The organism is Vibrio cincinnatiensis (genome assembly GCF_022113815.1).
GTDB lineage: Bacteria > Pseudomonadota > Gammaproteobacteria > Enterobacterales > Vibrionaceae > Vibrio > Vibrio cincinnatiensis_A.
On the sequence record NZ_SGOM01000002.1, the window covers coordinates 162475 to 176440 of the forward strand.

Genomic DNA, 13966 nt, shown 5'->3' on the forward strand with positions numbered 1-13966 from the left:
AAAAATCAAACAGCGTATGATAGCGCGAATACCTACAATATAGATAGCCGTCACAAAAAATATTCTTGCTCTCTCTTTATACTAAGCTTAATTCGCTAGCTAGAGAGATGGAACACAAACCCAAGTTATTCATTAATGTATAACATTTTGGATAATTTTGACTGTTCTTCTATAGGCGAAGAGTAGAATAGTGGCTACACTTTAACGCGTCACTATATAATATGATTAAAAATAATGTATAGGGCGTATTCAATAAATATCAACAAGGAGTTCGATATGAATAAAATGTTACTTGCAGCTGCAGCATCGTCAGTACTTCTATTGGTTGGTTGTGCATCAGGCCCTGACGAAGCTACGACCACAAAACTGGATGAATTGAATAACCAAGTCAGTCAATTGAATGAACAGGTTTCTGCACTAAGAAGTGAAACAGCTTCATTAACCTCTAAAGCCAATACCGCAACTGACGCGGCAGTTGCAGCACAAGAAGAAGCCGCTCGAGCCAATGAGCGTATCGATAACATTGCTCAGTCATATACGAAATAATAGGTTTACTGAACGAAACGTTAAAAAAAGGGCAAGATGTTGCCCTTTTTTATTTTCTCATGACCGAAAGCCGCATCAACCTAACTCATTTCTCCAGCTTTTTGTAAACTGTAAGCCGTCAGTGGATCGATATTTCTCACTAACTTTTCAACCTGAGTGATAGCTTCAATAGATGAGCTATTTTTCCGATAGCTCAGATAGATAGGCCAATACCAATCTTCCACAGCCGCAACACGGTATAGCTGCCCTGACTGTACAAAGGGTTCAACCACAGATGCCGGTAAGTAAGCACTTCCCCCTTTCTCTAGAATAAAATCGAGCGCAATACGGGCGGTCGATGTTCTTAAAAATGGAGCGGGCGCACGAGGATGGCGATCAGCATGCTCAGAAGCAAATCGAGCCCCCCAATCAACATAGACATACTTATTGTCAAATACAGAATCGGCCGTGTCAGGCCGAGTAGAAATGAGCACTAATACTAAATCCGCCACTTTTTTACATTGCAACTCTTCTGATTTAATTTGGTCGAACGCAAAAGCCATATCCAACGTTCGCTCAAGAAGCTGCCGATTCAGTTGTTCTCTGCCCATAACTTCAGCTTTAAAGCCATAGCCACTAAACGCATCAGTAACCGCACTAAGACAATTTTGTAAATAGGCATCCCATATATTGGGTGTCCCCCCTAACGTAAGCTGTAACGCTTTACCACTCTCTAACGAAAGCTCTAGCTTAGCCTGCTGCAACGTCGCAACCATAACTTCGGCATAGCCCACTAAACGTTCCCCAGCCGATGTCAGCTTGATATTGTTACGATCTCGAGTAAACAGCTGGGCATCAAAGTAATTTTCCAACTGTTTGATTCTTGCACTTACCGCAGCCTGAGTGAGATACAAGTTCTCCGCAGCCCGCCCAAAGTGACGAACTTTAGCCAACTCAAGAAAGGTACGAAAGACTTTTACGTCCATTATTAAATCCTCTGCAATGACAGATGAAGATTAACAAGTAACTACAATTATGACGATAAAAAATTTTTGTTTTTCTTTTCCAGAGTTTGCGCCTAACTTTCGCCGTAATCTACAGCTAAGTAGTGGTATACCTAAATGGCTTCAAAATGCAAGAGTCATCACTCATATCCAAGCATCTTGATGTCGCTTAGGGAACCCGCATATTCACACGAGGTTGATATGTCTGAAACACTCTTTCGTCACGGAAAAAAACGTTTTTACGATACAAAAAAATTCCCCCGCGGTTTCGCTAAATCTGGTGACTTTACCCTTGGTGAAGAAGAAGTGCTGACTCTCTATGGAGAAACAATGTCGGGGTTAGAGTCAGGTGAATTACACCCTGAGAATGCCGAAGAACAGCATTTTGTTACCGTACTCACTAACCCAGAATTAGCCGAAACAAAAATTGAGCGAGTGTGGATGAAATACGTCCGCCTAGCTCGTGGACGTAAGCGCTTCCATACTTTAAATGGCCGTAATAAGCCTGATGCAGCAGATGACTATACGGATGATGAACCCAGCTTAGTCGAAGAAGATTAACGGACATCAAGTCGCTCGCTGGCTCTTTCATTTGTGCAGCGGCACTTAGCTTAAAGGCTATGCTATAGTCGTTAAGCCCAACCCTAAAGAGCGGACTGGGTCACAGCTCCGCTCCCTTTTTCTTGCACTCAAGGCCTGAATCGATACATTAAACAAACGACTTAATATGATAAATGAATCTTTCTCCCAAAGCCCCAGAGCGATATTTGCAAGGGGCTTTGTTTTTATCGGTAAACCCTTTTTATTTGGCTAATAAGGCGATTTTCTTCAAAAAACTATCGCGTAAATGTTCTTGGTCATAATCTAAATGGTAAGTGTTATGAAACCCCACTTTTAGTTCAACACCATTTCCCCGCATGTAAACGGTATAACCATCATAATCAGAAAACGCTTCGACTCCTTGGTAAATTTTTCCATATTCAGTTGGAGTTCCATGCGTCATAATGCTTTCATAAGCTTGTAATATTTTGCTTGGTTCAAGTTCATTTTTCATTGTTGTCACTCCCTTGAGCGTCTTTCTCTTAAAGTATGGATAATGAAAATGTTTTTTGCCAACTTCCTCCCATAATGGCAGTGAACACTTAATTTTACTGTTGAATTTTTTCCTTTTTACTCCGCTTGTAACACTCACCTCCCCCCCAAACTTTGCACTCAGCATGCGAGAGAAACGACACAAAAATGTAATATAGAAGAGAAAAAATGACGAAATGTAAAAAGTTTGACCCAAAGCATAGCCGTTGCAGGTAACTTATTTTATAATGCAAATTAATTACCAATAACATGATATCAATACGATTAGGGGCAACCAATGAGACTGATTCCATTACACCATGCAGCACAAGTCGGTAAGTGGGCGGCAGCACATATTGCAAAGCGCATCAACGATTTTAAACCTACGGCTGAGCGTCCTTTTGTATTAGGACTACCAACCGGTGGCACCCCATTAGCCACTTATCAAGCATTAATTGAATTACATAAAGCTGGCGAAGTAAGCTTTAAACATGTGGTCACATTCAATATGGATGAATACATCGGTATTGCACCGGATCACCCTGAATCTTACCGCTCATTTATGTACAACAATTTCTTCAGTCATATTGATATTCAAGAAGAAAATATTAACTTATTAAATGGCAATACTGAGGATCACGAAGCGGAATGCAAACGCTACGAAGATAAAATCAAATCTTACGGAAAAATCAACCTGTTCATGGGTGGCGTAGGTAATGATGGGCACATTGCTTTTAATGAACCCGCATCTTCTCTTTCTTCTCGTACTCGTATCAAAACATTAACGGAAGAAACACGTATTGCGAACTCACGTTTCTTTGATGGTGATATCAATCAAGTACCTAAATACGCATTAACCATTGGTGTAGGTACTTTGCTTGATGCTGAAGAAGTGATGATTCTCGTTACTGGCCATAACAAAGCATTAGCACTACAAGCTGCCGTTGAAGGTTGTGTAAACCATATGTGGACCGTGTCGGCTCTACAATTACACCCTAAAGCTGTGATTGTTTGTGATGAACCATCAACTCAAGAGCTAAAAGTGAAAACCGTAAAATACTTCACTGAACTTGAAGCAGAAAATATGAAAGGGTTTTAATCCATCAAACCCTTCTCTTTTGTAAAAAGTCAGGCCGTTGAGCCTGGCTTTTTTTATCCCAGCCATTAAGCAACTTCAGGAATCGGTTTTGATGGGGCATCTGGCTCAGGCTCTTTTTGCACAGGTGGAACTTGCCCTTCTTCGACAGCACTTTGGTAACAACCACTCAGTTTAACGGCAAGGTACATATCTGCACGCAGAACTAATCCCCCATCGCCAACAGACACACCCGTTAGTTCACACCATTTACGCAAGCTGCGTTTTCTTCCCGCTAAAATTAAACGCACTCCTCGTTTTTTCAGTAATGCGTGCGTTTCTCCGAGCATTGCCATCACACTCAAATCTAAGTGTGTGAAACTGGCGACGGCATCAATGACCACACAGCTCACTTCAGGTTCGCTTTGTTCAACTTGATCTAATAGTCTCCGTTTAAAATAAGGAGCATTAAAATACGTCAATGGCGAGTTAAAACGGTACAGCAATAGCCCTGGAATTTGAGAGGCTTTTCCAGACGCATCAATCGTGCGAATGGTACCATCTTCATCTAGCCCGAGTCGCTGATCACTCGGCCGCATCACTACACGTAAAAATTGAAACAACCCAAGTAATACCGCTAAGGTAATACCGGGAATCACCCCAACAATCAATACCGAAACAAAAGTAATGGCGGATAAATAGAACGCATCTCTGTCGCGTTTTCTCAGCCCCCAAATACCTTTTAAATCCAATAAAGAGGTGGATGCTATGATCAAAACAACTCCTAAAGCGGCGGTGGGGATGTATTGCAATGGTTGATAAAGAAAAATCGCTACAAAGCCGATGACCAGTGCTGCGATAATAGACACCAGTTGTGATTTACCACCATTGGCATCATTAACAGCGGTACGAGAGTCCGCCCCACTGATGGCAAACCCCTGAGAAAAGGCAGCTGCGAGGTTAGCAAAACCCAAAGCCCGAAACTCTTTATCTGCATCAATATCATAACCATTTTTCGCGGCGAAACTGCGTGCGGTCAGCATCATACTCACAAAGCTCACCATCGCTAAGTTCAATGCAGGAACGACCAATTCACGGCTAATACCAATATCAAATGCAGGCGTTTGAAAAGCAGGCAAACCGCCCTGAATCGCACCAACAACCTTAACGCCTTGCAAATCTAATTGGCTAAACCACACGGAAAATCCGGCAGCAACAATGGCTAACATCGCCGCAGGCCATGACGGACGAAAACGCTTTGCTGTAAAGTAGACGACCAATGTAACCAAACTCACCATCACCGTTTGCCAATGAAACTCTAAAACACGTTGAGGTGCTTCTGCTAATCGCTCCAATAAATAATCTTGCTCATATCGGATCCCAAATACCTTACTGAACTGACCAACGATAATCGTCAACGCCACGCCATTAAGTAAACCAAGCAATATGGGGCGAGAAAGAAAGTCAGCTAATACCCCCAATCGAAAACGACTAGCGACTAAACACCATATGCCCATCATCGCGGTCATTGTCATAACCAATTGCCAATGTTTAGTCGGATCACCTGCCGCTAAAGGGGTAACCACTGCAGCAATCACCGCACAAGTGGCGGCATCGGGGCCAACGATCAATTGTCGAGATGTTCCAAATAATGCATAAACAATCATAGGGACCACACAGGAATAAAGACCCACTATTGCTGATACCCCCGTCAATTGCGCATATGCAATGGCTACGGGCAATGCAACAGCGACCACTGATAATGCAGCACGTAAATCATCTTTAAGCCATGACCGTTGATATTCTCTTAACTGACATAACCCTGGCATCCACTGCCTAATCGATACTGATTTCAATTTATCTCACCCTTGTTTGATTTATCACCAAAATCACGTTTAGAATGTTGTTAAACACATAAGAATTCTTGCAACCAAGCATAAATCAATATTAACAAACTAGTTATGCTAATTCTCTGATTTTTAGAATAATTTATTTCCCTTATTCACAGAAAAAATAGTCGGACTCGCTCGCCTATTTATGTAAGAATAAGTCACTCCATTTCATTGTTAACCAAGATGTCATCGTTATGAAATTTCAAGCTGCTATTTTTGATATGGATGGATTGCTGCTCGATACTGAGCGCGTTTGTCTAACGGTTTTTGAAGAAGCTTGCCATGCAGTAGGTATTCCATTTCTTCGTGATGTGTATCTGTCCGTTATCGGACGAAATGCAGCGGGAATTGAACAAGCATTGAAAGCTGGCTACGGTTCTCAACTCGATTATCCAACACTCCATAAAGAGTGGCGTCAGCGTTATAATGCCGTCGTCAAGCACCAAGCCATCCCTGTCAAAGCAGGAGTCATTGAGCTATTACAATGGCTAAAAGCGCACAAGATTCCGACGGCTGTCGCCACCTCAACCCAGAAAGAGATCGCGAGTATTAAACTGCGCTTAGCTCAGATTGATCACTATTTTGATTCTCTAACCACAGGGTGTGAAGTTACCCATGGTAAACCGGACCCTGAGATCTACTTGCTGGCGGCCAAGCGGCTGGGCGTGGCACCAACGCAGTGTGTCGCTTTTGAGGATTCAAATAATGGTGTGAGATCCGCAATGGGAGCACAGATGCTCACCTTCCAAATCCCGGATCTCGTTGAACCGAATGAGGAAATCAGAGCGCTGGGGCACCATATACGCCCATCACTCATTCAGGTCCTCAACGAATTAAAACAACACTCATCATTTCATACTAAAGTAGAGCCATAACCTCTAGCCAGAAATATCTTGGACTCTACGTAAGCGGCTAAGCACATACCATGTAAGCCGCTTAAAAAAACCACAATCACCTCTATTCACTTCACACAAGCCTGATGAATATTTATTCGGTTTTATGCTAAAACCGCTGCCGTCTCATTAGTGAGACAGCATTCGTGGAAATTTACCGCACAAGGTACAGGCGAGAGAGATAAACAGTGCTAAAGTAATGTGTATTACCGATCATTCTGGGGATGAGGACCTTGCCTTCTAATCACACTAAACGACGTGCCTTCTCTTTACTATTGCTGCCGATGCTTATCTATTTTGCGGCCTTCCCTCTTATTTCGTCGTCTGTTGCTAAACTGTTTCTCAACCAAAAGAGAAATCAAATTGAGCTCTATCTCATTGATAGAGGGAATACGCTCCAAGCAATGATCAATCAACAGCTGAATACTCTGCACTTTGATTGCGGTCACGAAGACTGGCAAATTATCCGTAACCCTAATTTCTATAGTCGTCACATTCGTTTTATGAGTGTTGAAACAAAAGAAGGGAAACAATGCTCCACACTCGGTTATCCGTTCATTCTTCGTGATACGAAAAGCCTGACCGTCCCTACCCAAAATGGCTTTTCAGTTTCCGCAACACCGGAAGTGGCAGAGACTGAAAGTGAACTGCTTATTCAATTTGCGATCAACGGAAATCGGGTAATTTGGGTTATCGATAGCAGTTGGACCCAGAACAAGCTGGACACCCCCTGTAAAGATTGCTTTTACTATCAAGCCAGTTTTCTTGATAAAGATACCGAAGTTTTGTTGCTACAAAGAGGTGATGAAAATATTCCTCACGAGCCTCAGGCACAATCGCTATCCTTTCGTGGCGACGGCAAAGCCGTGGCTAGTAAACAATATCTCTGGTCTGGTAAAGCATTACGGCAATATATTCAGCACAATATGATTCTTTGGGGCACTCCCATTAGCTTCTTACTCGGTATTTTATTCATGAGTGGCTACTGGCTAGTTCGCAACTATCGAGATTCGATTGAAGGGCTCATTGAAAAAGGAATCCGGGATGGTGAATTTATTCCTTACTACCAACCCATTGTAGATAGCCGCACCCAACATATCGTTGGCTATGAAGTACTTTTACGTTGGCAAAAAGGGCATGAATTAGTAGCACCGGATCTGTTTATTTATGCCGCTGAAAGTACAGGGCTAATCATTGAAATTACCAATCAAATCATTCAAAAAGTATTACATGATTTAGAACACCTCCCGTCAAATCATTGGGTGAGCATCAATTTAGTGGCGGAACATGTGGAAAAACGTCAATTATCTATGCTGTTGCACTCCCTTAACTGGCCACAAGCCCAGCGTATTAAATTTGAACTCACCGAACGGATTCCAATTAAAAATTTAGTTATGGCAGCAGAAGAAATCGCATTACTGATGGAAAAAGGTTACCACTTCAAAATTGATGATTTCGGTACTGGCTATGGCGGTTTTTCCTATCTACAGCATCTGCATATACGCAGTATAAAAATTGATAAAATGTTTGTAGATACCATCGAAACCGATGATGTAAAGAAGAGTGTGCTAGATTCCATCATCGCTTCGGCGAAAGCAGGAAACATAGAATTAATCGCTGAAGGGGCAGAAACGTTGAATCAAGTCAACTATCTTGCAGAACAAGGCGTCTATCTAATTCAAGGTTATGTCTATGCCCGCCCCATGCCAATAAGCGAAATCATTGATAGACTCAAAGAGGAAGGCTCATCATTCCCTATTTTGACTTAACGTAAAATCAATACGCCACCCCAGAGGGTGGCGTATTGATTTATTCGTTTAATCCAGTATGACTGATATAAATAATCGGTTAAAAACCAAGACCAGCACCCACTGAGATTGAGGTTGAATCAGCACTACCTTGCGTGCTATATCCTACTTCTAATGAAAAATTAGATGCATTAGCACTCAGTAGGTTAATCCCAATCGCGCCAGTGATCCCAAAACCATCACTCTCATTATCTTTATAGGTACGGTTATAATATTGCCCACCAGCACGAAGATAAACATCACCAACACTAAAAGGCTGACGCAAAGTCATAGTAAGCGGTACGGTATACGTTTTGTAGGAATGTTTTTCTCCCAACTTATCTTCCAAATCAGCCTTGGTTTCACCATAACCGAGGTTGACCGAGCTAAACGAAGTCAACCGATAAGAACCTCGGACTTTCCACTCATAACCCGTCGCCGTATCACCACCATAAGAGACTTGTGTCGGTCCAGCCCCTACTGTCATGCTAAAAGGGGTTGACTGAGCATAACTCGATGCAGCAAAAGTAAGCAATAAAGCAGCACCTGCCACCAAAGGGGATTTCTTCATGCATATATCCTTATCAATATCTAAACCTGACACTGTGTCTAGTGTAGCGGCCAAGATAGAAAAAACCTTAGCGGTTTTACTATTTTCGTTAATGAGCTTAGCCCTATATCACAGATTAATGAATCTCTATCTTCTCACCAACACCAAAAACATTAACACAATATTATTCCTCTCTTGGAAAGGAGGAATAATCATAAATTAACCAATCTCCTCTAATTTCACGATTTTGCCAAATGCATCACATTATGCATCAATAAAAAGCCATCAAATTCAATAAAAATCAGATGGTTAAATGATAACTTAATCTCTATTCCAATTTTTATTTTTTATTTCATGCTTGATGTGTACATTTAGTGACTGTATTTAAATCTATCAAAACAAACACCGTACAAATAATGACCATTCTCACAATCACCTTTCTTTAAAGATGTATTCCTTTTTATCTGTCCTAAAGTTCTGCTGTCTTTTTAGACACAATACATTTTTTCTTACATTTTAAGATTTCAAACTTAAGGAAAGAATATGAAATTCAACAAGAGTTTGTCTGCCGGGCTCATGTTATTCGGGAGTTTAATCGGGGGAGCACCAAGTTATGCCCAAGACGTTCCCAAAACCGCCTTCGTCCATTTATTTGAATGGGGTTGGCAAGATATTGCTCAAGAATGTGAAGAATTCCTGGGCCCAAAAGGATTTGCTGCCGTACAAATCTCCCCCCCTCAAAAAAGTGTTGATAACCCCGCTTGGTGGGCTCGCTATCAACCTGTCAGCTATTCTTTTGAAGGGCGCAGCGGTAACCGAGCGCAATTTGCAGATATGGTTCAACGCTGTAAAACAGCGGGCGTGGATATTTATCTCGATGCTGTCATCAACCATATGGCAGCATGGAATCGGAATTTCCCAGAAGTTCCTTATGGAACGAATGACTTTAATAGCTGCACCAGTGATATTAATTATTCCAATCGTTGGTCCGTACAAAACTGTGATTTAGTCGGGCTTAACGATCTGAAAACCAGCTCCGAATATGTGCGGCAAAAAATTGCGGACTACATGAATGAGGCCATCAGCATGGGCGTTGCCGGATTCCGTATTGATGCAGCCAAACATATCCCTGCTGAAGATATTGCCGCGATAAAAAGTAAGTTACACGGCACCCCTTATATTTTCCAAGAAGTGATCGGAGCGGAAAATGAGCCAGTAAAGCCGGGGGAATACACTTATATTGGTGATGTGACTGAATTCTTCTTTGCTCGAACCCTTGGCCCTAAATTTAAACACGGAGGAATCAAAGATTTACAAGGGATTGGTTCATGGAGTGGCTGGTTAGGCAGCAGTGATGCGGTGACTTTTGTAACGAACCATGATGAAGAACGTCACAACCCAGAACAAGTACTCAGCCACCAAGATTTTGGTAACCTCTACTTCCTCGGTAATGTCTTTACGTTGGCCTATCCCTATGGATACCCCAAAGTCATGTCAGGCTACTACTTCAATGATTTTGATGCAGGCCCCCCCGCAACTGGCATACATACGGGTAACGCCTGTGGTTTTGATGGAGGAGACTGGGTTTGTGAACATCGCTGGCGCGGCGTAGCCAATATGGTGGCTTTTCGTAATCACACTGCAGCAGAATGGCGCGTGACCAACTGGTGGGATGATGGCTATAACCAAGTGGCCTTTGGCCGTGGTGGGCTAGGTTTTGTTGTCATTAACCGAGACGACAACAAAGGCATCAACCAAGGTTTTGCTACCGGAATGCCAGCGGGTGAATATTGTGACATCATCAGTGGTGACTTTAACTCACAAACGGGAACATGCAGTGGCACCACCATCAGTGTAGACAGTTCAGGTTATGCCCATTTCACCGTGGCTTCTCATAATGCGGCGGCCATTCATGTCGGAGCAAAAGTAGGACAAACCTGCACCGATTGTGATAGTGATAGCGATAAAAAACCAGCAACTCCCGTCACAGCAACCAACCTCTGCTACGACAATGCCGCTAATCACACTTCACCAACACTCTACTACTGGGGAGCACAACCAGCAGGCTCACTCACAAACGCCACTTGGCCTGGCGTTACCATGACGGCAAATGGTGATTTCTATTGCCATGATGTTGAAACTGAGCTTTCAAGTGTGAATGTGATTTTTTCAAATCAAGGTGCCAATAAGAGTAACGATCTCACCACCACTACTGGAACGTGTTATAGCGATGGTAGCTGGAAATCTTTAGCCGACTGTGGGTTTACCCTAATCACAGAAGAGGATAATGATAACGATAACGCCACCCAAATCTGTTATGACAATCAGCAAGGTTTCTCTCAACCTTACCTCTACTTCTGGAATGTGGATGCAGCCACGCCTATTGCTAACGCAACTTGGCCAGGGCAAGCAATGACTCAACAAAATGGTCAATATTGCTATGACTTTGGTACTAACCTCACTAGCTTGAAAATCATTTTCAGTGATCAAGGCAGCCGCCAAACACTCGATATGAATGTTTCAGCACCAAACCTTTGTTATGCCAATGGTGAATGGCAAGATCTCTCCCAGTGCACCAGCAACACGAATGGTGGAAATGAAACTTGGTACTTCCGAGGTACAGCAAACGGGTGGGGATTAACACTGCTGGATTACAATGAGCAAACCGGCCTTTACACAACAACCCAAACCTTCAATGGTGAAGAGTCACCCGCAAGGTTTAAAATTGATGATGGTTCGTGGACAGAATCCTACCCAAGTACGGATTATCAAGTCGGCGACTACGCCACCTATCAGATTCATTTCAATAGCAGTACAAAAGCCATCAGTGTGACACAACACTAATAACCTTATCGGTACAGTCTGAAGACTGTACCGATTTTCACCTCTTACAACCAATCCTTCGGATAAGCATTGAATTTATTTGCGGGGCTGCTACATTCATGAGGTTCAATAACAAGCAATGCGCAATTTCGGTCAATAACTCTAACTCAATTTATGTATGAATAACCAAGAATATCATCAGCTCGGTAACGCCATTGCAGCACTTAAAACGCCTTATTTTACCTCACACCTTATCGATTTATTAAAAACGATACTCCCTTTCGACTGCGCCGTCATTTTAGGATATCGACAAAATAAACATCCGATTTATCTTTATGATTCAATTTCTTCACAGCGTCAGTTACTTTTTCAGCACTACTTAACTCACACCTATTTACAAGATCCTTTCTATACCGCTATCGCCCAACAACAACACACCGGGATCTTACATCGTTCAGAGTTCAGCCAGTTGGCATTCACACATGTTCAGCAAGAGTATCACACCGATTTTTATGAAAAAACAGGTTGGCAAGATGAGGTTGGCATTGCAGTTAATTTAGATGAAACACGCTGGATAGTCGTATATTTAGGTATCTTAGAGAAAGAGAAAAACATTACAACCAAACAGCTAACTTCACTCAAACAGCGCTTTTCCATACTCGAAGCTTTGTGCCGTCAACATTGGGGACACCAGCCCTTACTGCTGTCTGAAAATGGACAAACCCATACCGATATACGTCACTGGGTCGAACAGGCAATCTATCAATTTGGAGCAAAGCATTTAACTCCACGGGAACAACAAATCACTTCACTGCTTGTCCAAGGGTTAGACTCACAGGACATTGCCCACCAACTAAACATTTCACAGGGTACGGTCAAAAATCATCGTAAACATATTTATGCTCAGTTACATGTCTCATCATTAAGTGAACTGTTTCAACTTTTTCTCAACCACCTGATAGCCTCACCTCAATTAAGCAATGAGTCTTAGAAAAAAATAACTCAAACTGTCCCTTTAGGGACATCGCATCCTACTGGCTTCTTCCGCTACTCTGCCAAGCAGATTACATCGGAGGCTATATGAATTCACACCCTTTCCTTAACGATCTCAATCAACGAGGTTTAATTGCCCAAAGCACCCCACTAGAGGAACTCAGCGTTCTACTTTCTACACCACAAACGCTCTACTGTGGTTTTGACCCTACCGCCGGTAGCTTACACATCGGCCACCTAGTTCCATTGTTGATGTTAAAACGCTTTCAAGATGTGGGGCATCGGGCCATTGCTTTGATTGGTGGTGCTACCGGCATGATCGGCGACCCGAGCTTTAAAGCGGCTGAGCGTAGCTTGAATTCAGTGCAAACCGTACAACAATGGGTTTCAGACCTGTCACAACAAATTCAGCAAGTGATGACGCCTCACCTTCAACAGCCCTTTGTCACCGTTAATAATGCAGAGTGGATTGGGCAGATAAATATCATCGATTTCTTCCGTGATGTGGGTAAACACTTTTCCGTGAATACGATGATCAACCGAGAGTCGGTGAAACAACGTTTAGCCCGCCCAGACCAAGGCATCTCTTTTACTGAATTTAGCTATTCCTTACTGCAATCGTTTGATTTTGCTCATCTCAATCAGCATTATCAGTGCAATTTACAGATTGGTGGAAATGATCAATGGGGAAACATTGTCAGTGGTATCGACCTCACTCGGCGACTTAATAATACCAGTGTACATGGGCTGACTCTCCCATTGATCACCAAATCTGATGGAACAAAATTTGGTAAAACGGAAAGTGGTGCTGTCTGGCTCGATGCCAATAAAACTTCGCCTTATGCTTTCTACCAATTTTGGCTCAATACGGATGATGCCGATGTATACCGCTTCTTACGTTACTACACTTTCCTCTCTTTATCGGACATTGAAGCCATTGAGCAAGAAGACAACACTCGCGCAGGGAAACCCCAGGCACAACAAATTCTCGCCCAGCAGCTGACCCACTTTGTCCATGGTGATGAAGGCCTCCTTAGCGCTCAGCGCATAACCCAAGCACTATTTAGCGGAGAAATGAACCAACTGAGTTTAAGTGAACTACAACAACTGGAACTGGACGGCTTACCTTGTTTTCATACTGAACAGGCCGATAATTTGATCGATCTCCTGCTGGAGGTTCAATTGGCAAGCTCGAAGCGCCAAGCGAGAGAATGGCTCACCAATGGCGCAATTCGAATCAATGGTGAACGCGTTCAGAGCGAAAATATGACTGAACATTTTGCTCTCTTTGATCGTTACTATATTCTTCAGCGTGGTAAAAAACAGTTCGCATTATTAAAATTGGCTTAAGCG

At 42.7% G+C, this 13966-nt stretch carries 12 protein-coding genes; 8 read left to right on the forward strand and 4 right to left on the reverse strand.

What is annotated here, in order from left to right; genetic code table 11:
• The first annotated feature begins 276 nt into the window (after window positions 1–276).
• A complete protein-coding gene (locus tag EXA13_RS03735; protein ID WP_238131959.1) occupies window positions 277–546 on the forward strand; it encodes an Lpp/OprI family alanine-zipper lipoprotein in 270 nt (89 codons plus the stop codon).
• 80 nt (window positions 547–626) lie between these two features.
• On the opposite strand, the gene EXA13_RS03740 is transcribed toward EXA13_RS03735, so the two are convergent.
• Window positions 627–1511 carry a LysR family transcriptional regulator gene (locus EXA13_RS03740; protein WP_238131960.1) on the reverse strand — a complete coding sequence of 295 codons (885 nt, stop codon included), beginning with the start codon at window positions 1509–1511 and terminating at the stop codon, window positions 627–629.
• Between the two features lie 219 nt (window positions 1512–1730).
• Between EXA13_RS03740 and EXA13_RS03745 the strand changes: the two genes are divergently transcribed.
• The gene (locus EXA13_RS03745; RefSeq protein WP_238131961.1) at window positions 1731–2090 is read left to right on the forward strand and encodes a DUF413 domain-containing protein; all 360 of its coding nucleotides are present in this window, start codon (window positions 1731–1733) and stop codon (window positions 2088–2090) included.
• Between the two features lie 241 nt (window positions 2091–2331).
• Here the strand turns inward: EXA13_RS03745 and EXA13_RS03750 are convergent, their stop codons facing one another.
• Entirely contained in the window at window positions 2332–2583 is a 252-nt protein-coding gene (locus EXA13_RS03750) for a DUF3081 domain-containing protein (protein WP_238131962.1), read from the reverse strand.
• Window positions 2584–2898: 315 nt separating this feature from the next.
• Here EXA13_RS03750 and nagB point away from each other — a divergent pair, with 315 nt between their 5' ends.
• Window positions 2899–3699, forward strand: a complete 801-nt coding sequence (nagB, locus tag EXA13_RS03755) for a glucosamine-6-phosphate deaminase (RefSeq protein WP_238131963.1) — start codon at window positions 2899–2901, stop codon at window positions 3697–3699.
• Window positions 3700–3764: 65 nt separating this feature from the next.
• Here nagB and EXA13_RS03760 read toward each other — a convergent pair whose 3' ends face one another.
• A complete protein-coding gene (locus EXA13_RS03760) occupies window positions 3765–5504 on the reverse strand; it encodes a SulP family inorganic anion transporter (RefSeq protein ID WP_238132180.1) in 1740 nt (579 codons plus the stop codon).
• 257 nt (window positions 5505–5761) lie between these two features.
• Between EXA13_RS03760 and EXA13_RS03765 the strand changes: the two genes are divergently transcribed.
• Both EXA13_RS03765 and EXA13_RS03770 read left to right on the forward strand, forming a co-directional pair.
• Complete coding sequence (locus EXA13_RS03765; RefSeq protein ID WP_238131964.1) at window positions 5762–6442, forward strand: HAD family hydrolase; 681 nt, start codon at window positions 5762–5764, stop codon at window positions 6440–6442.
• Between the two features lie 251 nt (window positions 6443–6693).
• Window positions 6694–8229 carry an EAL domain-containing protein gene (locus EXA13_RS03770; protein ID WP_430794459.1) on the forward strand — a complete coding sequence of 512 codons (1536 nt, stop codon included), beginning with the start codon at window positions 6694–6696 and terminating at the stop codon, window positions 8227–8229.
• Between the two features lie 79 nt (window positions 8230–8308).
• Here EXA13_RS03770 and EXA13_RS03775 read toward each other — a convergent pair whose 3' ends face one another.
• Window positions 8309–8818 carry an outer membrane beta-barrel protein gene (locus EXA13_RS03775; protein ID WP_238131965.1) on the reverse strand — a complete coding sequence of 170 codons (510 nt, stop codon included), beginning with the start codon at window positions 8816–8818 and terminating at the stop codon, window positions 8309–8311.
• A gap of 522 nt (window positions 8819–9340) precedes the next feature.
• On the opposite strand from EXA13_RS03775, the gene EXA13_RS03780 reads away from it, so the two are divergent.
• From EXA13_RS03780 to tyrS, 3 genes are all read left to right on the forward strand, one after another.
• Entirely contained in the window at window positions 9341–11641 is a 2301-nt protein-coding gene (locus EXA13_RS03780) for a starch-binding protein (RefSeq protein ID WP_238131966.1), read from the forward strand.
• Between the two features lie 157 nt (window positions 11642–11798).
• A complete protein-coding gene (locus EXA13_RS03785; RefSeq protein WP_158116766.1) occupies window positions 11799–12611 on the forward strand; it encodes a helix-turn-helix domain-containing protein in 813 nt (270 codons plus the stop codon).
• An 89-nt stretch (window positions 12612–12700) separates the two neighbouring features.
• On the forward strand, window positions 12701–13963 hold the full coding sequence (gene tyrS, locus EXA13_RS03790; RefSeq protein ID WP_238131967.1) for a tyrosine--tRNA ligase: 1263 nt from the start codon (window positions 12701–12703) through the stop codon (window positions 13961–13963).
• The last annotated feature ends 3 nt before the right edge of the window (window positions 13964–13966 follow it).

Bases quoted from the DNA above. Each gene is read 5' to 3' on its own strand.
- EXA13_RS03775 (WP_238131965.1), bottom strand. From the start codon at position 8,818: ATGAAGAAATCCCCTTTGGTGGCAGGTGCTGCTTTATTGCTTACTTTT.
- tyrS (WP_238131967.1), top strand. From the start codon at position 12,701: ATGAATTCACACCCTTTCCTTAACGATCTCAATCAACGAGGTTTAATT.
- EXA13_RS03780 (WP_238131966.1), top strand. From the start codon at position 9,341: ATGAAATTCAACAAGAGTTTGTCTGCCGGGCTCATGTTATTCGGGAGT.
- EXA13_RS03745 (WP_238131961.1), top strand. From the start codon at position 1,731: ATGTCTGAAACACTCTTTCGTCACGGAAAAAAACGTTTTTACGATACA.
- EXA13_RS03765 (WP_238131964.1), top strand. From the start codon at position 5,762: ATGAAATTTCAAGCTGCTATTTTTGATATGGATGGATTGCTGCTCGAT.
- EXA13_RS03750 (WP_238131962.1), bottom strand. From the start codon at position 2,583: ATGAAAAATGAACTTGAACCAAGCAAAATATTACAAGCTTATGAAAGC.
- EXA13_RS03785 (WP_158116766.1), top strand. From the start codon at position 11,799: ATGAATAACCAAGAATATCATCAGCTCGGTAACGCCATTGCAGCACTT.
- nagB (WP_238131963.1), top strand. From the start codon at position 2,899: ATGAGACTGATTCCATTACACCATGCAGCACAAGTCGGTAAGTGGGCG.
- EXA13_RS03740 (WP_238131960.1), bottom strand. From the start codon at position 1,511: ATGGACGTAAAAGTCTTTCGTACCTTTCTTGAGTTGGCTAAAGTTCGT.
- EXA13_RS03735 (WP_238131959.1), top strand. From the start codon at position 277: ATGAATAAAATGTTACTTGCAGCTGCAGCATCGTCAGTACTTCTATTG.
- EXA13_RS03760 (WP_238132180.1), bottom strand. From the start codon at position 5,504: ATGCCAGGGTTATGTCAGTTAAGAGAATATCAACGGTCATGGCTTAAA.